Source organism: Pseudodesulfovibrio profundus (genome assembly GCF_900217235.1).
Lineage (GTDB): Bacteria > Desulfobacterota > Desulfovibrionia > Desulfovibrionales > Desulfovibrionaceae > Pseudodesulfovibrio > Pseudodesulfovibrio profundus.
On the sequence record NZ_LT907975.1, the window covers coordinates 582,299 to 606,211 of the forward strand.

At 61.3% G+C, this 23,913-nt stretch carries 28 protein-coding genes and 1 pseudogene; 26 read left to right on the top strand and 3 right to left on the bottom strand.

The annotated features are described in order from the left end of the window. Both DPRO_RS02835 and DPRO_RS02840 read left to right on the top strand, forming a co-directional pair. Entirely contained in the window at positions 1 to 507 is a 507-nt protein-coding gene (locus DPRO_RS02835) for a hypothetical protein (RefSeq protein ID WP_232005684.1), read from the top strand. Between the two features lie 11 nt (positions 508 to 518). Continuing rightward, a complete protein-coding gene (locus DPRO_RS02840; protein ID WP_232005685.1) occupies positions 519 to 851 on the top strand; it encodes a hypothetical protein in 333 nt (110 codons plus the stop codon). Between the two features lie 38 nt (positions 852 to 889). On the opposite strand, the gene DPRO_RS02845 is transcribed toward DPRO_RS02840, so the two are convergent. From DPRO_RS02845 to DPRO_RS20225, 3 genes are read right to left on the bottom strand one after another with little or no spacing between them, the layout of a single operon-like run. Next, the gene (locus DPRO_RS02845) at positions 890 to 1,696 is read right to left on the bottom strand and encodes a PTS sugar transporter subunit IIA (protein WP_097010705.1); all 807 of its coding nucleotides are present in this window, start codon (positions 1,694 to 1,696) and stop codon (positions 890 to 892) included. Next, positions 1,696 to 4,353: a magnesium-translocating P-type ATPase gene (gene mgtA / locus DPRO_RS02850; RefSeq protein ID WP_097010706.1), complete on the bottom strand. Its 2,658-nt coding sequence runs from the start codon at positions 4,351 to 4,353 to the stop codon at positions 1,696 to 1,698. The genes DPRO_RS02845 and mgtA overlap by 1 nt, the downstream gene beginning before the upstream one ends. Next, on the bottom strand, positions 4,346 to 4,552 hold the full coding sequence (locus tag DPRO_RS20225) for a hypothetical protein (protein ID WP_162291139.1): 207 nt from the start codon (positions 4,550 to 4,552) through the stop codon (positions 4,346 to 4,348). The genes mgtA and DPRO_RS20225 overlap by 8 nt, the downstream gene beginning before the upstream one ends. Before the next feature lie 467 nt (positions 4,553 to 5,019). Between DPRO_RS20225 and DPRO_RS02860 the strand changes: the two genes are divergently transcribed. From DPRO_RS02860 to DPRO_RS02975, 24 genes and pseudogenes are all read left to right on the top strand, one after another. Then, positions 5,020 to 7,416, top strand: coding sequence for a DNA adenine methylase (locus DPRO_RS02860; RefSeq protein ID WP_097010708.1), 2,397 nt, complete (start codon positions 5,020 to 5,022; stop codon positions 7,414 to 7,416). 12 nt (positions 7,417 to 7,428) lie between these two features. After that, entirely contained in the window at positions 7,429 to 7,791 is a 363-nt protein-coding gene (locus DPRO_RS02865; protein WP_097010709.1) for a hypothetical protein, read from the top strand. Positions 7,792 to 7,809: 18 nt separating this feature from the next. Continuing rightward, positions 7,810 to 8,673, top strand: a complete 864-nt coding sequence (locus DPRO_RS02870) for an HK97-fold major capsid protein (RefSeq protein ID WP_097010710.1) — start codon at positions 7,810 to 7,812, stop codon at positions 8,671 to 8,673. Between the two features lie 18 nt (positions 8,674 to 8,691). Next, the gene (locus DPRO_RS02875; protein WP_097010711.1) at positions 8,692 to 9,051 is read left to right on the top strand and encodes a hypothetical protein; all 360 of its coding nucleotides are present in this window, start codon (positions 8,692 to 8,694) and stop codon (positions 9,049 to 9,051) included. Further along, the gene (locus DPRO_RS02880) at positions 9,038 to 9,502 is read left to right on the top strand and encodes a hypothetical protein (RefSeq protein ID WP_097013625.1); all 465 of its coding nucleotides are present in this window, start codon (positions 9,038 to 9,040) and stop codon (positions 9,500 to 9,502) included. The genes DPRO_RS02875 and DPRO_RS02880 overlap by 14 nt, the downstream gene beginning before the upstream one ends. Then, positions 9,489 to 9,848 (top strand): hypothetical protein, encoded by a 360-nt coding sequence (locus tag DPRO_RS02885; RefSeq protein ID WP_097010712.1) that lies wholly within the window; start codon positions 9,489 to 9,491, stop codon positions 9,846 to 9,848. The genes DPRO_RS02880 and DPRO_RS02885 overlap by 14 nt, the downstream gene beginning before the upstream one ends. Beyond that, the gene (locus DPRO_RS02890) at positions 9,838 to 10,323 is read left to right on the top strand and encodes a phage virion morphogenesis protein (protein ID WP_097010713.1); all 486 of its coding nucleotides are present in this window, start codon (positions 9,838 to 9,840) and stop codon (positions 10,321 to 10,323) included. The genes DPRO_RS02885 and DPRO_RS02890 overlap by 11 nt, the downstream gene beginning before the upstream one ends. Positions 10,324 to 10,382: 59 nt before the next feature. Continuing rightward, complete coding sequence (locus DPRO_RS02895) at positions 10,383 to 10,931, top strand: hypothetical protein (RefSeq protein WP_039644722.1); 549 nt, start codon at positions 10,383 to 10,385, stop codon at positions 10,929 to 10,931. A 12-nt stretch (positions 10,932 to 10,943) separates the two neighbouring features. After that, entirely contained in the window at positions 10,944 to 11,201 is a 258-nt protein-coding gene (locus DPRO_RS02900; protein ID WP_097010714.1) for a hypothetical protein, read from the top strand. A 2-nt stretch (positions 11,202 to 11,203) separates the two neighbouring features. Beyond that, a complete protein-coding gene (locus DPRO_RS02905; protein ID WP_097010715.1) occupies positions 11,204 to 12,733 on the top strand; it encodes a phage tail sheath C-terminal domain-containing protein in 1,530 nt (509 codons plus the stop codon). A 30-nt stretch (positions 12,734 to 12,763) separates the two neighbouring features. Then, positions 12,764 to 13,210 carry a phage tail protein gene (locus DPRO_RS02910; protein ID WP_225940361.1) on the top strand — a complete coding sequence of 149 codons (447 nt, stop codon included), beginning with the start codon at positions 12,764 to 12,766 and terminating at the stop codon, positions 13,208 to 13,210. Between the two features lie 15 nt (positions 13,211 to 13,225). Beyond that, complete coding sequence (locus tag DPRO_RS02915) at positions 13,226 to 13,903, top strand: T4 family baseplate hub assembly chaperone (RefSeq protein WP_097010716.1); 678 nt, start codon at positions 13,226 to 13,228, stop codon at positions 13,901 to 13,903. Between the two features lie 329 nt (positions 13,904 to 14,232). Then, positions 14,233 to 15,246, top strand: a pseudogene (locus DPRO_RS20700) (phage tail tape measure protein); the annotation flags it as partial. A gap of 2,444 nt (positions 15,247 to 17,690) precedes the next feature. Beyond that, the gene (locus DPRO_RS02925) at positions 17,691 to 18,002 is read left to right on the top strand and encodes a DUF7768 domain-containing protein (protein WP_097010718.1); all 312 of its coding nucleotides are present in this window, start codon (positions 17,691 to 17,693) and stop codon (positions 18,000 to 18,002) included. 3 nt (positions 18,003 to 18,005) lie between these two features. After that, the gene (locus DPRO_RS02930; RefSeq protein ID WP_011366981.1) at positions 18,006 to 18,476 is read left to right on the top strand and encodes a CIS tube protein; all 471 of its coding nucleotides are present in this window, start codon (positions 18,006 to 18,008) and stop codon (positions 18,474 to 18,476) included. Continuing rightward, positions 18,473 to 18,763, top strand: a complete 291-nt coding sequence (locus DPRO_RS02935; RefSeq protein ID WP_097010719.1) for a LysM peptidoglycan-binding domain-containing protein — start codon at positions 18,473 to 18,475, stop codon at positions 18,761 to 18,763. The genes DPRO_RS02930 and DPRO_RS02935 overlap by 4 nt, the downstream gene beginning before the upstream one ends. Positions 18,764 to 18,829: 66 nt before the next feature. Beyond that, positions 18,830 to 20,113 carry a phage late control D family protein gene (locus tag DPRO_RS02940; RefSeq protein ID WP_097010720.1) on the top strand — a complete coding sequence of 428 codons (1,284 nt, stop codon included), beginning with the start codon at positions 18,830 to 18,832 and terminating at the stop codon, positions 20,111 to 20,113. Then, the gene (locus tag DPRO_RS02945; protein WP_022661716.1) at positions 20,106 to 20,480 is read left to right on the top strand and encodes a YcbK family protein; all 375 of its coding nucleotides are present in this window, start codon (positions 20,106 to 20,108) and stop codon (positions 20,478 to 20,480) included. Before DPRO_RS02940 ends, DPRO_RS02945 begins: the two co-directional genes overlap by 8 nt. Further along, positions 20,477 to 20,896: a DUF1353 domain-containing protein gene (locus tag DPRO_RS02950; RefSeq protein ID WP_097010721.1), complete on the top strand. Its 420-nt coding sequence runs from the start codon at positions 20,477 to 20,479 to the stop codon at positions 20,894 to 20,896. Before DPRO_RS02945 ends, DPRO_RS02950 begins: the two co-directional genes overlap by 4 nt. After that, entirely contained in the window at positions 20,889 to 21,938 is a 1,050-nt protein-coding gene (locus tag DPRO_RS02955) for a phage baseplate assembly protein V (RefSeq protein WP_097010722.1), read from the top strand. The genes DPRO_RS02950 and DPRO_RS02955 overlap by 8 nt, the downstream gene beginning before the upstream one ends. A gap of 12 nt (positions 21,939 to 21,950) precedes the next feature. Beyond that, positions 21,951 to 22,325: a hypothetical protein gene (locus tag DPRO_RS02960; RefSeq protein WP_011366987.1), complete on the top strand. Its 375-nt coding sequence runs from the start codon at positions 21,951 to 21,953 to the stop codon at positions 22,323 to 22,325. Further along, a complete protein-coding gene (locus tag DPRO_RS02965) occupies positions 22,322 to 22,585 on the top strand; it encodes a PAAR domain-containing protein (protein WP_011366988.1) in 264 nt (87 codons plus the stop codon). The genes DPRO_RS02960 and DPRO_RS02965 overlap by 4 nt, the downstream gene beginning before the upstream one ends. A 10-nt stretch (positions 22,586 to 22,595) precedes the next feature. After that, a complete protein-coding gene (locus DPRO_RS02970) occupies positions 22,596 to 22,904 on the top strand; it encodes a hypothetical protein (RefSeq protein ID WP_049675259.1) in 309 nt (102 codons plus the stop codon). Further along, positions 22,901 to 23,911 (top strand): hypothetical protein, encoded by a 1,011-nt coding sequence (locus tag DPRO_RS02975; RefSeq protein WP_097010723.1) that lies wholly within the window; start codon positions 22,901 to 22,903, stop codon positions 23,909 to 23,911. The genes DPRO_RS02970 and DPRO_RS02975 overlap by 4 nt, the downstream gene beginning before the upstream one ends. Positions 23,912 to 23,913 lie beyond the last annotated feature (2 nt).

Below are 23,913 nucleotides of genomic sequence, written 5' to 3' on the forward strand. Positions count from 1 at the left end.
ATGAAGGACTTTATCGAACAGGAGAAAAGACGGCTGCAGGAAGCGCTGCACTGGTTCAACAACCGGGGCAGTCGCATGACCGTCAGAGAATCCGGGGATCTCTTTCTGGACGCCCTGGTGGACAGCTTCACCGTCACCCGGATCACTCCCCATTTCGACACCGCTGGAAACCATCTGCGCACCGATTTCTGGCTGTTGTGGAAGGCACTCGGTTACGACGAGGGCTTCCAGCACGCCCACACCGTCAAGGTGGTGGATGTCCGGGTGGAAGACACCCTGACGGCCGAACATGACGGCAAGGAGGACGAAGGCTGGCTGATTGTCGAGCTGACCGACGACCTGGGCCGCATTCACCATGTCGAAATGATCGAGCCGGTGTCGGAGCCCGAACTCGCGGCGGACTGGCAACGCTGGATCGCCTACCGCCGGAAAAACGCCGAGAGATTCCGCCGAATTGATGCCCAGCTTCTGGCCGAGCATCTCCGGATCGCGGAGGACTGGTCATGAAGCTGCGCTATATGCTCGACTCGATAATCGCAGACCGGCAAGCCACCGTGCCGGAATACTTGCCCGTGGGCGTCTGGGTTCAGGGGCCGGGTCCCGGTCTGGATGTGGAGATGTACTACCTCGACCGGGGGCCGAGCGGGCTTGCCGACCGCAAAGACGAAGCCGCCTGGGTGGTCAACCGTCTGGTCGAGGCCGGGGCCACCTCGCTTCCGGTGGATTTTCTCGAATACCACCGGCTGTCCCGCTCTCCTTACGACGGGGTCTTTTCCGAGATCACCGAGACCGGTGAATACCCTTACCTCGACGCCTGCGGCAAGGCCGTTCTGGCCCGGCTGAGAAAATAACTGGCCCTGACAGAAAGTGTTTTTCCCTCGGTGAGATCTTATTTGCCCCCTCTCGAGTTGTCTTTGGCTATTTTGATAGCGAGGCAATCGTAGGTGACACGCCCTCCCGGATAGTTCACCGTTGCCCGACGCAGAAGCCGCCAGTCCCCGGTTTGGTATACGCCAACCGCTGCCATCTTTTCGATCACATCACTTGCGGAGTCTAGCCGTTCCGCCAGTTCGCCGTTTTGGGTGAGGGCGATATGCAAAGCCGAACCGGCGGCCGCCACCAGCGTTACTGGCTCGCAAATCAGATTTGAGAGGTCGCGAAACGAAAATTTTTCAAGCGTTTCCCTGGTCTGCAACCGGATCATCTTGGCCCGGGCATCCGGACCAACCGCACCCTTGGCCGTTTCAACAAGATCGAGCAGATAGTGGCGGACATCGTCCAGGTTTTTCGCCTGACAGAGTTTCTCGAGCCCTGGCTGCGCGTCGATGGTTTTGGCAAGTATCGACACCTCGCGCAGGTAATGATTCCGCTGGTTGTCCGGCACCATGTACATGACGACGAGCGACACAGGGATACCGTCCGGAGCGCCGTAATCGATTCCCTTGGGACTCCAGCCGATGACACACATCAGGTCTTCTTCATAGCTCAGACGTGCATGGGGGCAGGCCCAGCCCTTGCCGATGGCGGTATTTGTCGCTTCTTCCCTTTTAGCGACCAGTCCGACCACATCGGTTCCGGCGGTTGTCTCGGGGAAGGCTTCGATGATGTGCGCCAGAAATTGCAGTGCGTGCCATTTGTCATTCTCCGGCAGTTCGAACAACCGGCCTTCCTGAATGGCGTCCAGTATCGTGTCCATCAATCACCTCCATATCGGTTGAAAAACCAGCTCTTTACCATGTGGGTCAGAACGGCGTACGTGGCAAGGAACAGCCCTATCCAGGCCCAATAGATCGGCGGCAGCGGGACCATCCCCAGGTCAGCGGCAAAGGGCGAGTACGGCAGCCACGCACCGATGGCCATGATGAGCAGGGTAGTCATGGTCATGTGGATCGAAGCCCTGCTCTCGAAAAAAGGTATCCGTCTGGTCCTGATGATGTGGACAATCAAGGTCTGGGTCAGCAGGGATTCAACAAACCATCCGGTTTGAAAGAGGCTTGCCAACGATTCTTTCTGAACGGCGGTGGTTGCAGGGTTGAGATAATCGCTGCAATGAAAGAAAAACCACATCAGGGCGAAGGTGGCGTAATCGAATATCGAGCTGATCGGCCCGACCCAGACCATGAAACGCTTGATGTTGTCGATATTCCATTTCAGGGGTTTGTCGACGAGTTCCTCGTCGACCCTGTCCGTGGGGATGCCGGTTTGCGAAAAATCGTAGAGCAGATTGTTGGTGAGAATCTGCACCGGCAGCATCGGCAGGAAAGGCAGCAGATAGCTTGCGCCCACCACACTGAACATGTTGCCGAAATTGGAGCTTGCCCCCATGCGGATGTACTTGACAATATTCGCGAAAACCTTCCGACCCTCGAGGATGCCTTCCTCCAGGACCAGCAGGTTTTTTTCGAGCAGCACGATGTCTGCGGCTTCCTTGGCCACATCAACCGCCGTATCCACCGAGATACCCACATCCGCCGCCTTCAGCGCGGGCGCGTCATTGATGCCGTCGCCCATGAAGCCCACGACATGGCCGCTAGCGCGCAGTGCCATGACGATCTGCTCTTTCTGCGCGGGCGACAGCTTGACGAATACGTTGGCGTCCTGGACCGTTTTCGAGAAATCATCCGGCGGAAGCTGAGCCAGATCCGAGCCGGTGACCATCCGGCCCACGGCGAGCCCCACATCCCGGCAGACCTTTTCGGTCACCAGGCCATTGTCGCCGGTCAGAACCTTAACCTGAACCCCGGCTTTGGCCATGAGCTCAATCGCCTCCATGGCCGATACCTTGGGTGGATCGTAAAATGCAATGTAGCCGAGCAGGATCAGCTTTTCTTCGTCGGCAACGGTGAACTCCTTTTTGGCCCGTGGGAATTCGCGATAGGCGATGCCAAGTACCCTGAACCCGTCGCGATTGAGTTTCTCGACCTCCTCGAACAGATCGGAGCGAATCATGTCGATCAGAGGATAGACCTCTTCATCGATCTGGTAATGAGTGCAGCATTGATAGATTTCCTCGGCCGCGCCTTTGCAGATCAGGACGTGATCCCCCTCGAAATCCACCACCACGGACATCCGGCGGCGTTGAAAGTCAAAGGGCAATTCATCCACCAGGCGGCAGTCCCGTTCCACGTTCAGATCGGCGTGTTCGAGCACGGCCCGGTCGAGCAGGTTGCGCAGCCCGGTCTGGAAGTAGCTGTTGAGATAGGCGTAACTGAGAACGTCCTCGCTGCTGTTGCCGAGGATATCGACGTGGCGCTCCATGACCACCCGGTCCTGGGTCAGGGTTCCCGTCTTGTCGGTGCACAGGATATCGATTGCGCCGAAATTCTGGATCGACGGCAGCCTTTTGACGATAACCTTCTTCCCGGCCATGGTCAGCGCCCCCTTGGCCAGGTTGACGGTGACGATCATCGGCAGCATCTCGGGGGTGAGTCCGACGGCTATGGAGAGGCCGAACAGCAGCGCCTCAAGCCAGTTCCCCTTGGTCAGACCGACAATGAAAAAGACCGCCATGACCATCACCAGCATGAAGCGAATCATCAACCAGGTGAAGGAACGAACACCCTTGTCGAAACTGGTTTCCTCGCGCTTTTCGTTCAGCCGTTCGGAAAGGGCTCCGAACAAGGTGCTGGTCCCGGTGTTCACGACCACGCCCCGCGCCGTGCCGCTGGTTACCGAGGTGCCGAAAAAACAGACGTTCGGCAGATCCATGACCGACTGGACGTCCGTGGCGCACGTATCCACCTTTTTTTCAACAGGCATCGATTCGCCGGTGAGCGCGGACTGACTGACGAAGAAGTCCTTGGCGGCCAGCAGCCGCAGATCCGCCGGAATGATGGAGCCCGCCTGCAGGAGAACGATATCGCCAGGAACGATTTCCGATATCCTGACCTCGGTTTCCGCTCCATCCCTCAGCACGAAGGTGCGGGATTGAACGCGCTTGCCCAGCGAATCGACGGTACTGGTCGAGCGCCGGTCAAGAATGTAGGACAGGCCCACGCTCAGAACAATCATCGCTGAGACGATGACGGTGGATTTCAATTCGCCGATGATCGCCGAAACCAGGGCGATGATGAGGAGTTGAACAACCAGCGGGCTTTTGAGCCGGTTAAACATGTCGGCCAAGAAACCCAGGCGTTTCAGGTGGGTCAATTCATTCGGACCATACTGGTCCAGGCGTTTTTCCGCCTCCTTGGATCTCAGCCCGTCAAGCGAGGCGTCAAGCGAATCGATAGCATTCTGGACAGGCGCGTTACAGAGATCCGCCAATCTCCGTTCATGGTCATTCAAAGAGCTCCGGGTGGACGATTGCGCCCCCGAACCATTTGCGGCGGTTTTGAACAGTCCTTTAATCATGGCGCACCCCTCCCTCGAACGGCTGGAAGGGCGACTGACCCAAGATGGAAGGTTTGAATGGAATTAGTGAAGCGGCAGGTGCGGCCAGTCCCCTGGCCACCACAGCGAGATGTTCCGCCTCGCAGATCTCGCGCAGGGCTTCGATGCTATTGTGGGAGAGATATTCCCGGAATTCCGGGACAAGAATGGGATTTTTCATGGTTCACCTCCTGTCCGGCCGCACTTGTGAAGGAGCGGCCCGAGGCGAACCCAGTCTCAGCTCAATCGAGGAGGGATGAGTACGTCAATATGACCGCCCCGCAGCACTGGTGAGGGCCGGGGTCTTCTGGTTCGTGTTCGACAACGGTTTGAGTCACAGTCGGGCTACTACTGCCATCGGTACTCATGTATTCCTCCAAAAAAGGGTTATTCTTCGGGCCGACAAGGGTGGCCCACAAAACCGCGTTAATTTACATTTTTGCCGCCTGTTTTGCAAGAGAAAACTCGAAAAACACTCCGGTTTCACCAACCCCCTCGACGCCTGCGGGAAGGCCGTTCTGGCCAGGCTGAATCCCGCCCGCTGAAATTCGCCGTCACCCTCCGACACATCGCCGACGCTTCCGGTAAGTAACCGCTGAACGCTCCCCGCAGGTCGCGGAGAGCACAGCAAACTGACCGGAGACGTTGATGGAACTGTTCGCCACAGACCTGGAAAGGCTGGCGTTTCTACTGGAGGCCGATGCGGCGTTGACTCTCGATCCCGATGCGCTTGGGACCGAGGCCGCCGAACAGTCCGCTCCTGAAGAGCTCCCTCCCGAGAAACGCCCCAAGTACATCACCAACTACATCGGCAGTAAGCAGAAGCTCGTCGACTGGATCTGGAAGCATACCCCGGAAGGCGTTGGCACCGTGCTCGACGCCTTTTCGGGGTCTGCGGTCGTGGCCTACATGTACAAGACCAAGGGCCTCCAGGTCATCGCCAACGACCGGCTGCGCTACTGCCACCACGCCGCCAGGGCGATCATCGAGAACAACTCGGTTCGCCTGAGCGAGGACGAAATTGAAGCGCTCATGGCCGACAACGCCAAGGCTGGCAGCTTCGTTCAGGACAATTTCAAGGGGATCTTTTTTGCCAAAGGCGTCCATGCTCTGATCGATACGATCCGCGCCAACTGCGACAAACTCTCCGGCATCAAAAAGGACATCGCCCTGTTTGGCCTGGGCAAGACCTGCATGAGCGGCAAAGGTGGTTTCGGGCATTTTTCATCCTCGACCGATTACGGTCGACGCAAGGACACGCCCGAGGAATTCAAAGAGCGTCTGCGCAAAAACCTGCAACGCATCAACGCCCTGGTCTTTGACAACGGCAAGGAGAACAAGGCTCACCGTCACGACATCAACGACCTGCTGCCGAAAGCCAAGGCGGATCTGGCCTATTTCGACCCGCCCTACGCCACCGAATTTTCCACCACCAATTACGAGCGAGCCTACCACTTCGTGGAGGGGCTCATGACCTATTGGGACGGCCTCGAGATCAAGGCCGACACCAAGGTCAAGTATTACGAGACCGACCACAAGACGGTCACCAAGAGTAATGCCAGCGAGTTTTTCCAGACCTTTCTCGGCAATGCCAAGCACATCCGACACTGGCTGATCTCCTACCGCGATCACGCTTATCCGAATGAGCAGGAGATGAAGAAAATCATCGGTTCATTCGGCAAGCAAAGCCAGATGAAATCGAAAGATCACCATTACGTCATCACCTCCCGGCACGGAGATGCCTCGAACGCCAAGGAACGGCTGTTCGTCTGCATCCCCGGCTCAACAGCCAAAGCGGAGCAAGAGATGAAACCGGTGCCGCTGGCCGCTGCCGCGAACTTCCACACCAGTATTCCCGTGGACATTCGCTTGGGTGAGGCGGAACGCTTGAGCGCCGAGGGTATGGATGTCGGGGCACCGGGCGACCCCCAGTTCAGTTTCGTGCTCTGCCGCACCGGCACCAACAAAAACGGCGATCACTTCACTGCCGATGAACTCTCCGGACGGCACATGACAGCCGTAAACAAGAAGGTCGATCTGCAGCACTCTCAGGAGTTCAACGATATCGTGGGTGGTGTCGTCGCCGCCGATTATCTGGAAGACGACAACGGCGGCCGGGTGGAATGCGTCGGGGAGCTTTATGTCCACGACACCCCGGCGGCTCGACTCGCTTACAAGCTGATGAAGCGCGGGATCATCTCCCAGGTTTCCATGGAATGTGACTACCAGGAAGGCGAATGTTCGGTCTGCCACAAACGCTTCCAAAACAAGGCCGACTACTGCACGCACCTGCGCAAGTTCAAGGGTCGTGATTTCAACGGCCAACCCGTCTTCGAAATTCTGCAGGGTGTCACCTTTACCGGACTGGGCTTGCTCGACCGCAAGGGTGCGGATGAGAACGCCCGAATTCTGCAGGTAGCATCGATTCAGAGCCAACCCGACCAATCCCAACACGAAGGAGATTCCACGATGGAAGACAAAAACAAACCCAACGATGACCCGGCCGCCAAGACTGAATCAGACGCGGCCAAGAAAAAACCGGTGCAGCAAGAGACCGACCCGGCCCGTGTTTCCGACCTGGAAAAGGAAAACCGGCAGCTCAAAGCCCAGGTGGCCGAGCTGCAGAAACGCGTCCAGGAACTGGAGGCTGAGCAAAAAGCCGCCGCCTGCCGTTCCCGGGCGAAGAAGCTCCTGACCCGTCTGGTGGAGAAGCAAGGACTCTCCTTTGCCTCCGAGGCGGACCGTGACGCCGAACTCAAGCGACTCGCGGAACTTTCCGACGAAGCCTTCACCGCCACTGAGGCGGCCTACGAGCGCCTGCCCAAATCGGCCAAGGAGGAGAAACTCGCCGCCAGCGACCCGGGGGACAAGCCCGCCGCCAAAGCATCGACGGAACAACCGCTGCGCAGCGACGCTGGTGTCCGTCCCCACGATGTGGATGACCGCAAGGTGTCGCTCGAGGATCGTCTGCGCGACGGGTTCATGGCCGCTTACCGCAACCGTGTCGGCGAGGACTCTCCCGAACACTCGGAACACAACGCATAAGGAGGAAACACCATGTCATTCATTAATCCGTGTCACCGCAGCCTCGCCTACGGCGATGGCCACATCCAGGGCGACGGGCAGCTCGGTCAGATGGTCCGCGTAGTCGGCAACGACCTGTTCGCCGTCAACACCGATCCCACCAAGCGCTCCTTCGGCATCCTGATCAAGGACTACGCCGGTGGAGAGATGCCCGGCATCTACTGCGACGGCGGCGTTTACGAGACCGACGCCTTCGAAGGGACTATCGCCGCAGGAGACGACCTGAAAGTCTCCGCCAACGGCCGACTGACCAACGGTATCGCAGCGGGAGAACGCCTGGTCGCCCAGGCCATCTCCGTACAGAGCGGCGTTCTCAAATTCCGTCTGTTCGTCTAACCCAAGGAGCCAACGCACATGAAAACCAATCAGTTGAAGATTCATTCCCAGGAATACATGGAAACCATGGCGCGGCTCATGAGCGAGGCTCTCGAGTCGCCGGAAGGCATGCGGGCATTGGCCGCCGCCATTGCCGCGCCTATCGAACAGGAGATCAAGCGCAAGGAGATCTCCTCGCTGTTGCTCACCAAGCACACGCTACCCAAGGGCGAACGGCCGGTCTACCAGAAGAAACCGACCGTCAAGGCCCACTGGATCAGCAAGGATGGCGACGCCCAGGAGCAGGAGGTGGGCAAGGACGAGGTCGAGTTCCCCACCAACCGTATCCACTCCAATCCGATGGTGGATGTTTCCGTCCTCAAGAATGGCAACATCGGCACGCTGATGGACATCCAGACCAGCGCCGCCGACGCCATCCGCAAGGAGATGGACCGCCGTACCATCTCGGTGTTGTCCTCGGCCATCCCGGCGTCCAACATCATCGAGGTCACCGGTGACGTGCTCACCGAAGAGGCGCTGAACGAGGCCATCTCGATCATCGAGGACCTGGAGCTTTCGGTGAAGTACATCGTCATGCGCGGCCGCCGGTTCAACGACATGCGCGGCTGGAATCTCGATCCCCAGACCAAGCTCGAGCTGCGTCAGAAGGGTGTCATCAAAAACTACGGCACCGGCGGCATTCTGCTGACCGCCTCCATGCCGTTGGACGAGATCATCATCGTCCCGGATGAAGAGGTCGGAAAGATGCCGGTTCGCGAGAACCTGAAGACGGAGTCCATCGACCAGAAGACCCGCTTTAAAACCGGTTGGCTGGTGTGGTCCGAGATCGGCCAGGGCATTACCCGTCCCGACGTCATGGCCAAAATCAAACTGGTTCCATAATCCCGGAGGTAATGCGTTATGAATCGAATCAAAAACATCCGGCCCGGTATCTTGGTCATTCCTGATGCCGGGCTGAAACTGAAGCCCGGACAGGTCGTCGAGGTGGAACACTTTACCAAACAAATCCAGGCTGCCCTGAAAAACGGACGCCTGGCCATGGCAGACAAACCGAAGCAGGAACCGGTCGTGAGTCCCGAGCCCGACCAGGACGCGGAGCCGGTGGACCTGAGCAAGCTCTCCGCCACAGACGCCATCTCCAAGGTCAACGAGGAGGCCAATCCCGAGACCCTCAAGGGCTACATGGAAACCGAAAAACGCCGCACGGTGATCGACGCGCTCAAGAGCCGTCTGGAGGGCATGCAAGGTGCTGCTGAGTGATCTGATCGCCGACCTGCGGCTCGATCTTTCCGATCCGGGCGCATCTCTCTTCGAGGACCTGACTCTGGATAGATGCGTCCGGAAGGCCGTTTTTCGAGTCGGCCGCGATCTTGACCAAACACTGACGGTAACGGCCGGAGAGATCATCCCCGATCCCTCCGGAGAGGTTCGGGAGCTCCTGGTGATCATGGCGCAGATCCACGCCTGCCAGGTCATGCGCTCGGCCACCGCCAACGCCTTTTCTTTTTCCAGCGGCGACAAGCGGGTGGACAAAACCGGCCAGCCTGGCCATTGGGCCAAGCTCGAAGCCGATCTGCTCGCGGACTACCGCCAGCGGCTCACCGAGTTGCGCCCGGCCACCCAGCTCGATCAGGAAGCCTACATTCTGACCCCGAGCGGCCTTGCGCCGGTAATCTACGAACAAGGGATCGATCTCGATGTTGTTGAATGACCGGGAACGCGCCGAAGCCGTGGCCGACGTCGCCCGGCTGATCCTCTCCTCGGGCCAGACCGCACGCGTCCTGCGCGTGGTTCCCGGCGAACGGCTCTACGGCACCGACGATGCCGAATATGCTGAAGTCTCTGTCATCCCCCTCGAACTGAACGAAACCCCGCCGGAGGAGCTGAGCGGCAAAATCGACGCGCTCGCCTGTGTCCTTCCCGATGCCGACGTCCAGGGTGAAGACCGCCTGGTCGCAGACAGGGAAAACTATCGCATACAGAGTGTAGAAGAAGAACACTTCTTCGGCACCATCACCCACAAGAACCTGCAACTGGTGAAACTCAATGGGCGTTAGGCGAACCGGTGACTGGGACAAGGCCCGCGCCAAACTGACCTCCGGCATGGGGCCGCGCCTGGCCACGGCACTGCGTCAGGCCACGATCCGCAACGTCCTTTTTCTGGTACGCGAGATTCAGCGGGGGATTCGCTCCCAGGCCCCGGGCGGACAGGCCTTTGTCAAACTCGCCGAGAGCACCATCGAGCGCAAAGGCTCAAGCAAGGCGCTCATCGACACCGGCTTTCTCGTCAACGCCATCACCCAGAAGATCATGGCCGACAAGGCGTTCGTCGGCCTGCTGCGCGGCACCGTCAACAAGGACGGGGAAGACATGGTGAACATCGGTGCCGTCATGGAGTACGGGGCCACCATCAAACATCCGAACGGCGCGACCATCGTCATCCCCGCTAGACCCTTTCTGCATCCGGTGATGGAGAAGTACCGCGAGCAAATCCTCCAGAACTATCGCGAGGCGATCCGCTCCGCGCTTTGAGCCTCCGACACATCGCCAGCGCTTCCGGTAAGTAACCAGGCAGAAAACGGAGGCGTCCCTTGAGCACGATACAGACCGTCACAGAAATCCTGATCCGCCTGGCCAAACAGGCCATCCACCCGGACACCGTGCTGGTGTTCCCGGATGACCTGTTCGAGGTCCAGCGTACCCCCAGCGTCATCCTCCAGGGGCCGAAGCTGGCGGAAGACCGTTTCCGCCGCAGCCAGAGCCGCCTGTTCGAGAAGAATGTCGCGGAGCTGAGTTTCGAGGAGTGCCGGTTTCCCCGTCTCTATCACCTCGATTTCGACCTGGTGGTGACCGTGGACCGGGAGGCCGAACTGCTTGGTTTTCACGAATCGGTGTCGCGGTTCCTCCAGCTTTACCCGGAGATCGCCATCGCCGACCAGGGCAGCCTGAACCTTACCGAACTGGTTCCTTTGGGTGGCCTGGCCCGGGTGAACCTCTCAAATCTCCGGCAGAGCTCCGGACGCATCCGCATCGAATCCTGCCCGGTGTACGACGGCGACCTGCGCGACGGTCGGCTGATCCGGGACCGGACCTTCCAATTTCACGGCGACGTGACAGAGCAACGAACCATTCAACCGTAAAGGAGAACAACCGTGATCGAGATCAGAAACCTGAAGTTCCAACCCCTGACGTTCAACCTCTCCGGCCAGGGAACCCTCCACCTCGGACCGCGAGAGCGCAAGAGCATCGCCCGCAAGGATCTCTCCGCCGAGATCCAGACCGCCGGAAAACGCGGCCTGGTGCGCATCACCGACCTGACCGGCGGCGCGGCACCGGAACCGGAAACGCCTACTGCGACCGAGGACACCGGAAACGATGAGGCCAAGACCACCAGCAAGCGGAGGAAATAACCATGCCGACCTATCTATCGCCCGGGATTTACACCCGGGAAACGGATTTCAGTTTCTATGTGAAGCAGATCTCGACCTCGTCGGCTGCCATGGTCGGAGTGGCCGAGAAAGGCCCGATCAACAAGCCCGTGCTGGTGACGAGCTGGGAACAGTTTATCAACCGTTTCGGCTCCTATATCAACGAAAGCTATCTGGCCTACGCCGCACGGGCGTTTTTCGACAACGGCGGGTCGGTCCTCTACGTCACCCGCATCGCCCATCTCACCGACTCCACCGACCGGGACACCCTGACGGCGCTCAAATCTTCCATCGTGCTGCAGAACCGGGAGGCGACGCCCGCCGACGCCCTGCGGATCGAGGCCGTGAACGAAGGCGTCTGGGGCGACCGACTCTCCATCTCCATCGAGGACGGTTCTCTCGATCCGGCCCACCATTTCAACCTGGTGGTCCGGCACAAAGGCGATGTGGTCGAGGTGTTCAAGGATCTGAGCATGGACGAGACGCTGCCGAACCATGTGGAGCTGGCGATCAACGACCGCTCGGATTTCATCTTGGTCCAGGATCTGGCCGCAGCAATGGGAACGCCCAGCGACCGTCCGGCATTGGGCGTGTTCACGCTCAGCGGCGGCGACAATGGTCTGACCGATCTGGCCGATGCGGACTTCATCGGCGATCCCTCGCAGCATACCGGCCTCTATGGCTTTGACGAGATCGACGCCCTGAACCTGCTGATGGTCCCCGGCGTCACCACAGTGCCGGTGATCAACGCCGGAATCGCCTATGCCGAGGGGCGCAAGGATCTGCTGTTCATCGCCGACACGCCCATGCACCTGGAGCCGCTCGAAGCGGTCGACTTCCGCAAGGGACAAGGGATGTACAGCCACGCGGCCTTCAACTCCTCCTACGCGGCGCTCTACTACCCCTGGCTGGAGATCAGCGATCCGGTCAACTCGCGCAAGAAGCTGGTGCCGCCCTGCGGCGCGGTGGCGGGATGCATCGCCCGCAGCGACCAGAAGACCAACGTCTGGAACGCGCCCGCCGGTATCGACCGTGGCCGCATCTTCAACACGCTCTCCCTGGCCTACAAGACCAGCCGTGGCGAGCGCGATGTGCTCTATCCGGAAGGGGTCAACGTCATCGCCGTGTTCCCCGACACCGGCATCAACATCTGGGGCCAGAAGACGCTGCAAAGCCAGCCCTCGGCCGTGGACCGCATCAACGTGCGCCGTCTGATGATGTTCATGGAGGAAGCCATCTCGGAATCCTCCCGCTTCGTGGTGTTCGAGCCGAATCATCCCCAGACCTGGCGTGCCCTCGGCCGCCTGATCAACCCCTTCCTGCAGGACATCAAGGACAAGGGTGGCCTCTACGACTTCGCATTCCAGTGCGACGAGGAGACCAATACCCCGGCGGTCATCGACCGCAACGAAATGGTGGCCCGCGTGTTCGTCAAGCCGACCAAGACGGCGGAGTTCATCGAGCTGAACTTCATCCTGACCAGCACCGGCGCGGACTTCAAAGAAATCATCTAACGGGAGAACACGGCTATGAGAAGCGGAAACATGCCCAAGAGCCTTTACCAGAACTGGCAATTCGCCATCGAGGTAAATGGCTTCGACGTGGCCCTGTTCCACAAGGGACAGGAGCCAAAAACAGAATTCGAGGAAGTGGCCTTTGCCCCGGCCGGTTCGATGTTCGACCAGAAGGTGGCGGGGCGGGTCAAGTTCGAGGACATCACCCTCGAGAAAGGCAACCTGCAGGACGGCTCCGACGAGGCGGCCCGCGAATGGATCAAGAAACAGGTGGACGTGAACGCCGTCACCGGCGGTCTTCCGGCCGACTACATGCGCGACATCGACGTTGTCCGCTACGACCGCACCGGCAACGAGACCCGCCGCTGGACCCTGCACGGGGCCTGGGTGAAGGCGCTCGAATACGACGAGCTCGAGGGCGGCAACACCGAGAACACCATCGAGAAGCTCACCATCTGCTTCCAATACTGGACCTAAACCGGAGGATCGACCATGTACAGCTTTGAACTGCCAAGCGGCATTGAACTCGAGCTCCGGGAAATGACCGGGGCCGAGGAAGAACTGCTCACCAACCAGCGCCTGATCCGTTCCGGAGAGGCGATCAACCAGGTGCTCCGCAACTGTTTCGTGAAGCTAGGCGACAAGACCGATCCGGATATCGGCGAGGTGATGAACCTGCTCTCGGGTGACCGGCTGTTCGCCCTGGTCCGCCTGCGCCAGATTTCCCTCGGCGACGAGGTGGAGCTGGAGCTGAGCTGCCCGAACAGCTCCTGCCGCATGACCAACTTTGTGACCATCAATCTCGAGGATCTCAAGGTCACCCCCTACGGCGAGGAGCGGGAGTTCGCCTTCAAGCTGCCAGGCTCGAAGAAAACCGTGCGCTTCGGATATCTCGATGGCCACAAGGAAAAGCGTCTGGCCAGCCTGCGCGAGCCCAACATCACCTCGGCCATGCTCATCCGCGTCCTCGACATCGACGGCAAGGCTCCCTCCAAGAAGAGCCTGGCGGAAATGTCGATGCGCGACCGCAACGCGCTGCGGCAGGAGATGTCGCGGGTCGACGCGGGAATCGACACCTCGGTCGAAACCGAATGCGATGGCTGCGGCACCAAGATCCGCACCCGTCTGGAGGCCGAACCGGCTTTTTTGTTCCCCGGAGTTCGCTTGTAAGCGACGCATTCTTTCTCGCTTACGGCGGACTGCACTGGGGCTGGTCGGAAACCCGCTCGCTGCCGCTCAGGGTCCGGCGTCAGTTCGTCGAGGCCCTCGAGCGGCAACTTGATTTTGAACGTGAGCAAACGGAACGGCGATAGATGAACGGCGATCTCGGACTGGGCATAGTGGTATCGATGAAGGATGCGTTCTCGCAGAACGCGCAGCGCATCCGTGGTTCCATGATGGACCTCGATTCCACCGTGGCCGATGCCAGCGAGCGGATGACCCGCAACATGGACCGCATCCAGCAAGGCACCATGATGCTGGGGGCGGGTTTGGCCCTGATGGCCGCGCCCGCAGTTCTAGTCGCCTCCACCGCCGCGACCCAAAAGGCCCTTGGCGAGCTGGCGTCCCTCGGCGTGCAGGACCTCCGGGCCATCGAGGACGCCGCCGAATCCTTCACCAACCAGTGGTCCGGTGCCGACAAGGCCGCTTTCATCACCGCCACCTATGACGTGAAATCGGCACTGTCCAACCTGAGCGACGAGGCCGTGGGTGTTTTCACCTCCATGGCCGCAATGACCGCAAAGGCAACCAAGGCCACCACCCAGGAAATGGTCGGCACCTTCACCACGGCCTACGGGATATTCAAGCCCATCATGGCCGACATGAACGACATGGAATGGGCGACCGCCTTTTCCGGAGCCATGGCGCAGACCGTGGCCTCGTTCAAGACCAACGGCACCCAGATGGCCGACGCCATCAAGAACATCGGCGCGGTGGCGGCTGCGAGCAACATTCCGCTGAACGAGCAGCTCGCCGTGCTTGGCCAGCTTCAGACCACCATGCCCGGCTCCGAGGCGGGCACGCTGTACAAGGCGTTCATCATGAAGGCGGCCGAGGCCGGGGACGAGCTGGGGCTGTCCTTCACCGACACCAGCGGCCGTCTCAAGGGCGTGGTTCCCATCCTGCAGGAGATCAAGCGCCAGTTCCCCGACCTCTCCAACGCCGCCGCCCAAGTGAAGCTGAAGAAGGCCTTCGGCTCCGACGAGGCGGTCAAGTTCCTGCTACAGATGTCGGCGGGCATGGAGAGCCTCGAAGGCAATATCCAGTCGGTGGGCCGAGCCATGAAGACCGGCACGGCGGTCACCGAACAGATGGCCGACGCCATGAACCAGGACATCGGAGCCCGGTTCCTGCTTCTGCGCCAGCAGATGGCCAACCTCAGCGAAATCCTGGGTCGCACCTTGTTGCCGGTGGTCACGCCGGTGATCAACGGCGTCTCCCGCGTCATTCTGTTCCTGCAGCGCATGGCCAAATCGATGCCGGGCGTGACCCGGGTGGTCCTTGGACTATCCATGGCCCTCGGCACCATTCTGGTCGTGGCCGGAGCCGTCACCGCCGCCGTGGGCATGGTGGGACTCATGCTGCCCGCCATCAAGGCCGGGTTCGTGGCCATCAGCGCCGCGCTCGCCGGGGTGGGTTCGGCGGTTGCGACCTATTTTTTGCCCGTCACCGCGATCATCGCGGGCGTGATCTTGTCGGTATATCTGCTCAAACGTGCCTGGGAAACCAACTTCGGCGGCATTCAGGAAATCATCACCGGGGCCTGGAACAAGGTCTCGCTGGTCTTCCAGGGGATCAGAGAGCTGGTGGGTTCGCTCAGCGGCGGCGTCGGGCAGATGTCGGCCGAACTGGCCCAGAAGCTCGAATCCGCCGGGCTGTTGGGCTTCGTGGTCACCGTTTTCAAGGCCTATTACCGGGTTCGTGAGGCCATGGCCGGATTGTGGGGCGCTTTTTCCCATGCCTTTGACCGCATCCGCGCCATCCTCGAACCCACCGTCCGCACCCTGATGAGTGCCTATGCGGCGCTGGCCAGCGCAGTCTTTTCGGTGGTGGAGATCTTCGGCGTGGCCGCCAGCGCCACCGATGGGTCGTCCTGGCGCACCTTCGGCACGGTTATCGGCATCGTCGCCGGTGTGCTTCTGCAGGGGTTGGCGTTCGCGCTGAAGATCGTGGCCTGGAACCTGTCGCTCATCGTGCGAGCCCTGGCGGTGGTGGTGCGCAGCGTGGGCTGGGTCGGCAAGGCCATCGTCGGATCACTGATCGGAGCGACCAAGTTCATCTACAAGTTCCTGTTGCCTGTGCGCATGATCGGCGAGGCCTTCATGGCCGCCGGGAAGATCGTCTATGCGGTCTGGCAGGTGCTGAGCGGCGACATCTCCCTGCTGGACGGTCTCAAGGCCATCGGCGGCGCGGTCTACGATTTTCTTGCCACCCCGTTCCGCTGGGCGCGGGATGTGGTGGTCGGGGTCTGGAATTTCATTTCCGGGATATTCACCTCCATCGGACGCCTGGTGGCCGACGCCGCTGGACAGATCGGCCAGGCGATTCTGAATCTGCCGATTATCAGCACCCTGCGTGAGCTGTTTGCCACCGTGCGCTCCTTCTTCGCCGGGGACACCACCTTCTTCGAGGCGGGCAAAAAGCTGCTGATCACCCTGGGCGAAGGGATCTGGTCGGCGGTGACCTATCCCTTCACCATGCTCAAGAACGCCCTGGGCAAGCTGCGCAATCTGCTGCCGTTCTCCGATGCCCGCGAGGGACCACTCGCCAGCCTGACCGCCTCCGGTTCCGCGCTGCTCAAGACCCTTGCCGACGGCATGAGCCTTACCCAGTCGCTGCCCGCGAAAGTGTTCGGCTTCGCCACTCGCGGGATTCTCACAGCCGCTGCGGGAGCCTGGCAGCAGATCAAGACGGCGGGCGGCAACCTCATGGACGCCGCCTCGGCTCCCTTCCGCATGGCTGGAAAACTCTGGGATGGGTTGACCTCCGGGGCTCAAACCGTCGCGGCCAAGGCCGGTGCCATCTTCGGCGGTCTCAAACAATCCCTGTTTGGCGACACGCCCGTATTGGCGCTCAAACCGCCCCAGGTCAATGCTTGGGACGCGCTGGCCACGGGAGCCGTCAATCTCCGCAACCGGATCGTTGCCACGCTGTCGGCCGTCCCCGGCGCTGTCGGTCGAATCTTTGCCAACGCCGGTGCCGAGGGGCAAACCCTCTGGCAGAGGCTTTCCAGTGGCGCGAGCGCGGGCATTCAGGCGATCAAGGATCGCAGTGCCGGGATCGCCAACGGTTTGCTCTCATCCGCTCGCGCCATGCTGGGAGTCCAGACCCCGATTCTGCAGGTGGCCGAGCAGAAGCAACCGCTCGAGACCGTGCAGCCCGCTGAATCGATTGGGCAACGCATCATCGAAAGCGTGCTGAGTCTCGTGCCGCGTCTGGACGAGCGCCTGGTGCTCAAGGCCCTGAGCGCCATGCTGATGCTCCAGCCGGTCATGGCCACTGCCGCGCCGCCTCCGCAACCGATGAACGGCCTCGTGCAGACCGTCGCGGCGGCCGTCGAGCCGGTAAGTAAGAGCTATATCCAGCCGTTCGCGGTGGAACCGGCACTGGAAAACGGAGATGCCTCTCTGGCTCCGGCCGGGATCGAGCGGCCCAAGACAACCGCGCCGACTCCGATAGCGAAGCCCTTGCAATCGGGACTCGCCGAGACAGTGCCTTCCGAGCGGTTGATCGCTCCGGCTCGCACCGCTCCCGCGACACCCATGCACGGAGAGGACGCCGGTCCGGGGCTGCGCGAACTGCTGGAATCGCTGCTCTCGCGCCTCAATGGCTTGGCCGACCGACCGGTGGAACTGAGCGTGACCACCAACATCGATGGCCGGAAGGTGGCCGAGGCCGTCTACAAGGATCTTCGGGAGCGGAAGATCAGAAACTACGAAACCCTTTGAGAGAACCGATGAAACGCATCTTTGTCTGCAGCCCGTTCGCGGGCGACATAGCCCGAAACGTCAGGGTCGCCGAGGCGCTTTGCCGTCGGGTCATGAGAAGCGGTCACGCGCCGTTCGCGCCGCATCTGCTGTATCCGACCTTCACCGACGACAGCGTTCCCGAGCAGCGGGAGACGGGCATCGCCTGCGGCCTGGCCTACATGGAATGTTGCGACGAGGTGTGGGCGTTTACCGGCAAGGGCATTTCCAACGGCATGCGGCGGGAACTGGACCGGGCCGGACAACTGGGCAAGCCGATCCTCGAGATCGCCGAGGTGTAAGCAATGGCCTGGGATCAACAGCCCATCAAGGGATATCTGGTGGACGCCGACACGGGGGAGCGGCTCGAATTCCAGTACAACCCCAACTCCATCAGCGACGAGAAGTCGACCGACTACGCGACGATCAAGATCCCCGGCATGAGCCATCCCCGCTACCAGTACGTCGCCGGGGAACCGCGCCGGATCGCCTTCAAGGTCGAGCTGTTCAAGGGGCCGGTCAAACAGAAGGTCGACTGGCTCCGCTCGCTGCAATATCCGGAACACGCCGGAACCATGCTCAAGAACGCGCCGCACCGTGTGCTGCTCATCTTCGGCGATCTCTACCCCGGCGTGACCTGCATCGTCCGGCAGGTGAAGGCGCGGTTCTTCGGCCTGTTCGACCGGGACAACCTGCTGCCGCAACGGGCCGAGGTGGACATCGTCCTCGAAGAATATGTGGACCGTTCCATCAACTGGTCGGAGGTACGTTCATGATTGGTCGCGATTCCCGCTACGCCCACAGCATTCTCTACCGGGACAGCGACGGCACCTCCGTCGGCATGCGCCAGCGCATCGACACCACCCCCAGACACGACGACCGCCTGCACACCGTGGTCGAAGGCGACCGTCTGGATCTGCTCGCGCACCGCTATCTGGGTGACGCCCGGCTCTGGTGGATCATCTGCGACTACAACGACCTCTTTTTCCCGTTGGCGCTCGAGCCGGGTCTGGCGCTGCGCATTCCCTCCCGCGAACACGTCCAGATGCGCCTGCTCGACTGAAGCGTCCGACACCTCGCCATGCCTTCCGGTAAGTAAGCAGGGAACTGCGAACCGCCGGAGATACGCATGGATCTGGATACCTTCAAACCGACATTTCTGATTCAGATCGAGGGGCAAGACCTCTCGAAGGACATCACCCAGGAAATCACCTCGTTCGTCTTCACCGACAACGAGGAGGAGCTGGATGTCCTCGAACTGTCGGTGACCGACCACAACCTGCAGTTCGTCGACGATCCGCTGTTCCAGGAAGGCAACGAGATCGTGGCCCGCTTCGGCTACGTGGGGAACCTCTCTCCGCGCAAGAAGGCGGTCATCAAGGACATCGATTACGACTTCCCGGAAAACGGCGATCCGACCATCCGCATCAAGGCCTACGACAAGGGCTTCAAGCTCGCGGGCAAGGAGAACCAAAAAGTCTGGCAGAAACCCGCTCCCGGCATCCTTTATTCGGAAATCGCCGAACAGATCGCCGCCGCCAACGGCCTCACCCCGGTGGTCACGGCCACCAAGGGGACCCATCTCCGCGTCACCCAAAGCAACATCTCGGATGCCCAGTTCCTCAAGGAGCTGGCGGAAAAGGCCCGCGACCGCGATGGCGACGGCGTGAGCGGCTATGTCTTCTACATCCAGGACGACGAACTCCATTTCCATCCCCGCGAGCTCGATCAGACGCCGCTTCTGACCCTCGAATATTTCACCGACACCAAGGGCCTGCTGCGCTCGTTCCGCCCCAGCACCCAATCCCAGGGAGCCAAGGGCGCGGGTGTCGAGACCAAGACGGTCGGCATCGATCCGCGCAAGAAGGACGTGGTCGAGCACAAGGCCAACAACGCCACCACGCCCGAGCGGACGGCCCTGGGCAAGCAGACCTATCTGGTCGACGGCAACACCGGCGAAGGCAGCTTCAAGGAACAGGAGACGGGGCAGATCGTGCCCAGCTTCGACCGTTCCGAAGGTTTTCACGAAGAGCCGCGCCAGGAGCCCGCCCAGGACAGCGCCGAGGGCAAATTCCGCGAGGCCGAGCTGCGCCAGGTCGAGGCGGATGCCGCCACCATCGGCATTCCCCAGCTACGCGCCAAGAAGAACGTCGAGATCAAGGGCGTGGGACGGAAGTTTTCCGGCATCTACTACTGCCACTCGGTGCGCCACAGCATCAGCGGCGCTGGCTACCTCTGCGAACTCAAACTCAAGAAGAACGCCCTCGGCAAGGGCGCGGGCGACAAGTCCGCCGAGTCCCAGGGCAAACCCAACGACAAGGAGGCCCCGCCCACGCCGCAAAACGAGCCGCCAGCCATGGTGACCATCGACGCGGATTCCGGCGCGGTCACACAAGGAGGCGGCAATGGGTGATCTCAGCAAGAATTTCAACCGTTCGGAATTCGCCTGCAAAGGCACGAACTGTTGCGGCCATTCGGCTGCAGTCCATCCCGACCTGGTCGACGCCCTGCAGACGCTGCGCGACCGCATCGGCAAACCGCTGTCCATCACCAGCGGCTTCCGCTGCAACAGGCACAACAAGGCGGTGGGCGGCGCGGAGCAGAGTTTCCACACGCTGGGCATGGCGGCCGACGTGAGCTGTCCCGCAGGCGTTTCACCCGAGGAACTGGCGGTCATCGCCGAGGAGATTCCACTCTTTTGCGAGGGCGGCATCGGCGTCTACGCCTCCTGGGTCCATCTCGACGTGCGCCAGTCGGGCAAGGCGAGGTGGCGGTCATGAGCGCCGAAACCAAGTCCCTGTTTTCGGGCACCGCGCTGGGTCTCTCCGGACCTCTTCGGGTGGAGATTCTGCCCAATGGAATGACCGCGAGGCTGACCCAGCCGTTCCGTGTCCGCACCGGCGCTGGCCGCATCATCGAAGTGCCCGCCGGGTTCGAGACCGACTTCGCCTCGGTGCCGCGCCTGTTTTGGCGCGTGGTGCCGCCTTGGGGACGATATTCCCCGGCGGCCGTCGTTCACGACTACCTCTACCACACCGGCAAGGTCTCGCGGCTTGCGGCCGACCGCCTCTTTCTCGAACTGATGGCGGCCCTGGGCGTGCCTCTGTGGAAAAGGCAGGTCATGTATTGGGCGGTTCGCCTGGGCGGCTGGCTGGCCTGGGACGCCAGTCGAAAGCGGGAGGCGGAGCATGCTTGAAACCCGCGACCGTCAATCCGAAGAGCGCTACCGCAACCGCTGGTACGGCAAGTACCGGGCCTTCGTGCGCGACAACAACGACCCCGAACGCCTTGGCCGGGTCCGGCTGGAAATCCCCGCCGTGCTCGGCAGCGGGCGGGAGAACTGGTCCGAATGGGCCGCGCCCTGTTTTCCCTACGGCGGCAACGACGACACCGGCATGTTCCTGGTCCCCGAGGAAGGAGCCTCGGTCTGGGCCGAGTTCGAGGGCGGCGTCGTCCAGCATCCGATCTGGACCGGGGTCTGGCTGGCCAAGAGCAATCCCGGTGAGCAGCCCGAGGAATCGGAGCGCACCTGCGCGAATGCCTTCTGTCATGACTGCGAGGACAAGGTCGAGCATCAGGCCAACAGGCATGACGATCTCGAACACAAGAAGTACCACGGCCATCCGCCGTATTACTGTCCGCGCCTGAAGGTTCTGCTCAAGACCGAAACCGGCCATACCATCCTGGCCGATGACCGCGACGGCGACGAGCTGCTGCGGATCATCGACCGCGCCGGACAGATCCTCACCATGGAAGGGAAGGTGAAGCCGGAGATGCAGAGCGGCAACGCCCTGCGCCGAGGCACGAAGGACGCCGAGAAAGGCGACCAGCTCGACATCGCCTCGCAGATCGTCGGCTCCCGCGCCCGCATCCAGCTCACAGACCTCTGCCGCCAGCAGGTGATCCTCGAAGCCTGGCAGGACAAGGAGAAGGTCCACATCCTTTCCTGCGACAAGGGCCGCTCCCGCTGGCAGAAAATCCTCATCGACACCACTAAGGGCCGGGAGAAGGTTCACATCTGGGGACTCAACGGCACCCAGGAAATCCTCGTCGATTCCACCGCCGCCGCCGAACAGATCCGGCTCACCGACAAGTCCGGTCAGGTGGTGCGCATGAACGCCGCGCCCGGCCAGGAGAGCATCAGCGCCACCGACAAGTCCGGCAGCCTCGTGTTCATGGATGGGGTGGCCGGAAACATCATCATTCGCTCGACAAACACCGTCTTGATCAACACCTGAAGGAAGCATTGCATGGGAGAAAGAACAACAACGCCCTCCGGACTCTCGGCCAGCGAGGAATTGCTGGCCCGGACCTTCGAGCATTGGCGGGAGGAATTCCGCAGTATCCTCGAAAACCACCGCCGGGAAATCCAGGATCGCCTCGAGAAGATCGAGCGTGAAATCGAGAAGAAATCGGACAAGGAAAACGTCGAGGTGCTGGTCCGCTCGATCTATTCCGATCTGCACCGGCACGCCGAGGAGATCGACCGGCTGCATGCCCGGGTCGGCTCCAAGATGGGGACCGAGACCATGTGGAAGATCGTCGGCCTGGTATTGACCATCGGCAGCACCATCGGCGGACTCGTCGGCTTTCTGATCCATCTGTTGCTGAAGGTGAACCCATGAGCTCCCAGGCGCGACTCGGCGACATCAGCAGTCACGGCGGCGTCATCATCACCGGGGCGAGCCGGACGCTGGACAACGGCATGCCTGTGGCCCGCATGGGGGATCTGCACGTCTGTCCCATCCCTGGGCATGGCGTGACGCCCATTGTGACCGGCAGCTTCGACACCATCACCGAAGGATTGCCCAACGCCCGCATCGGCGACATCACCGCCTGCGGAGCCATCATCGTCACCGGCAGTCCCGACACCATCGACAACTGAGGGGGCCGCCATGAACAATCTCGAACAGCCGCAGGAACCGCAATACTGGGATGTCTTCCCGAAACTGATCCGGGTCTCGCGATCCCCATTCGTCCAGCGCATTCCGCTCTCGATCCGTGGTCTACCCGAAGCGCCGGTGTTCGAATCGTCCAATCCCGACGTGGCCAGTGTCGATGAGGACGGCAATGTCGAGTGCGGCTTCGTTCCCGGGGCGGCCATGATCCTGGTCTGGGATTCGCCCGAGCGGCTCAGCCTGCGTCACGTCCAGGTCGAGGTCTATGGCGGCGGCGTCTCCGCACCGGTGGAGGTTCCTTCATGACGGATACCGCGTCAGACTACAGCCACTGGGAGGTTCAGCCGCGCTCCATCCGCCTCTCCGCTGGCGAGTTCGAGCAACGGGTTCCGCTCTCCCTGCGCGGCGACGTGGACGCCCCGGTCTTTACCTCCAGCAATCCGGAGGTCGCGGAGATCGGGCCGGACGGTGTCGTTCGCTGCGGCTGGACCATCGGCAATGCCGTGCTCATGGTCTGGCGATCCTCGGTCCGGGACAGCCTCCGTCATGTACTGGTGGAGGTTCGCGATCCGTCCTGGTTCGCCGACCATCCGGACTTTGCCAGCGGAGCATCGGTCTTCCTCAGCGGCATGGTGGTCAACGCCCTCAACACCAGCGGTGTCGGCAACGCGCTGATCGAATTCCGCCGCTCGGAAACCGGCCCGGCGGCGTTCCAGACCTTTGCCAACGCCTATGGCAGGTTCGAGCTGTCCGTGCCCGAGGGATTCTATTACGTGGAGGTCACCGCGCCGGGATACATCGCCTGGCATGGCTGGGTGAACGCCGACCCCAACACCTCCGGCGACATCCAGATCGTTCTCTCGCCCGAACTCGACGGCCAGGTCGCCCGCATCGTGTTGCAGTGGGGGCTCAACCCCCGGGATCTTGATTCCCATCTCACCGGACCGACGCCATCGGGCGACCGCTTCCATGTGTTCTATTCCCACACCATCGAAAACGAGGCGGCGGAATTGGACGTGGACGACACCAGTTCCTACGGGCCGGAGACCATCACCATCCATCGGCTCATCCCCGGCGTCTACCGTTACGCGGTCCACGACTACACCAACCGCAACGCCAATCCGAGTACCGGCCTGGCGCAGTCCGGAGCATCGGTGAAGGTATTCCTGAGCGATGGCCGTGAGCAGACCTTCACCGTTCCCAACGCCCCGGGCACGGTCTGGACTGTCTTCGAAATCGACGGCACGACCGGGACAGTGACGCCGGTCAACGCCATGAGCTATCAATCCCAACCCGCCAACGTCGGCATGTAACG

Excerpts from the sequence above, each read along its gene's own strand:
- DPRO_RS02835 (WP_232005684.1), top strand. The coding sequence starts at position 1 with ATGAAGGACTTTATCGAACAGGAGAAAAGACGGCTGCAGGAAGCGCTG.
- DPRO_RS02840 (WP_232005685.1), top strand. The coding sequence starts at position 519 with ATGCTCGACTCGATAATCGCAGACCGGCAAGCCACCGTGCCGGAATAC.
- DPRO_RS02845 (WP_097010705.1), bottom strand. The coding sequence starts at position 1,696 with ATGGACACGATACTGGACGCCATTCAGGAAGGCCGGTTGTTCGAACTG.
- mgtA (WP_097010706.1), bottom strand. The coding sequence starts at position 4,353 with ATGATTAAAGGACTGTTCAAAACCGCCGCAAATGGTTCGGGGGCGCAA.
- DPRO_RS20225 (WP_162291139.1), bottom strand. The coding sequence starts at position 4,552 with ATGAAAAATCCCATTCTTGTCCCGGAATTCCGGGAATATCTCTCCCAC.
- DPRO_RS02860 (WP_097010708.1), top strand. The coding sequence starts at position 5,020 with ATGGAACTGTTCGCCACAGACCTGGAAAGGCTGGCGTTTCTACTGGAG.
- DPRO_RS02865 (WP_097010709.1), top strand. The coding sequence starts at position 7,429 with ATGTCATTCATTAATCCGTGTCACCGCAGCCTCGCCTACGGCGATGGC.
- DPRO_RS02870 (WP_097010710.1), top strand. The coding sequence starts at position 7,810 with ATGAAAACCAATCAGTTGAAGATTCATTCCCAGGAATACATGGAAACC.
- DPRO_RS02875 (WP_097010711.1), top strand. The coding sequence starts at position 8,692 with ATGAATCGAATCAAAAACATCCGGCCCGGTATCTTGGTCATTCCTGAT.
- DPRO_RS02885 (WP_097010712.1), top strand. The coding sequence starts at position 9,489 with ATGTTGTTGAATGACCGGGAACGCGCCGAAGCCGTGGCCGACGTCGCC.
- DPRO_RS02890 (WP_097010713.1), top strand. The coding sequence starts at position 9,838 with ATGGGCGTTAGGCGAACCGGTGACTGGGACAAGGCCCGCGCCAAACTG.
- DPRO_RS02905 (WP_097010715.1), top strand. The coding sequence starts at position 11,204 with ATGCCGACCTATCTATCGCCCGGGATTTACACCCGGGAAACGGATTTC.
- DPRO_RS02910 (WP_225940361.1), top strand. The coding sequence starts at position 12,764 with ATGCCCAAGAGCCTTTACCAGAACTGGCAATTCGCCATCGAGGTAAAT.
- DPRO_RS02915 (WP_097010716.1), top strand. The coding sequence starts at position 13,226 with ATGTACAGCTTTGAACTGCCAAGCGGCATTGAACTCGAGCTCCGGGAA.
- DPRO_RS02925 (WP_097010718.1), top strand. The coding sequence starts at position 17,691 with ATGAAACGCATCTTTGTCTGCAGCCCGTTCGCGGGCGACATAGCCCGA.
- DPRO_RS02930 (WP_011366981.1), top strand. The coding sequence starts at position 18,006 with ATGGCCTGGGATCAACAGCCCATCAAGGGATATCTGGTGGACGCCGAC.
- DPRO_RS02935 (WP_097010719.1), top strand. The coding sequence starts at position 18,473 with ATGATTGGTCGCGATTCCCGCTACGCCCACAGCATTCTCTACCGGGAC.
- DPRO_RS02940 (WP_097010720.1), top strand. The coding sequence starts at position 18,830 with ATGGATCTGGATACCTTCAAACCGACATTTCTGATTCAGATCGAGGGG.
- DPRO_RS02945 (WP_022661716.1), top strand. The coding sequence starts at position 20,106 with ATGGGTGATCTCAGCAAGAATTTCAACCGTTCGGAATTCGCCTGCAAA.
- DPRO_RS02950 (WP_097010721.1), top strand. The coding sequence starts at position 20,477 with ATGAGCGCCGAAACCAAGTCCCTGTTTTCGGGCACCGCGCTGGGTCTC.
- DPRO_RS02955 (WP_097010722.1), top strand. The coding sequence starts at position 20,889 with ATGCTTGAAACCCGCGACCGTCAATCCGAAGAGCGCTACCGCAACCGC.
- DPRO_RS02960 (WP_011366987.1), top strand. The coding sequence starts at position 21,951 with ATGGGAGAAAGAACAACAACGCCCTCCGGACTCTCGGCCAGCGAGGAA.
- DPRO_RS02965 (WP_011366988.1), top strand. The coding sequence starts at position 22,322 with ATGAGCTCCCAGGCGCGACTCGGCGACATCAGCAGTCACGGCGGCGTC.
- DPRO_RS02970 (WP_049675259.1), top strand. The coding sequence starts at position 22,596 with ATGAACAATCTCGAACAGCCGCAGGAACCGCAATACTGGGATGTCTTC.
- DPRO_RS02975 (WP_097010723.1), top strand. The coding sequence starts at position 22,901 with ATGACGGATACCGCGTCAGACTACAGCCACTGGGAGGTTCAGCCGCGC.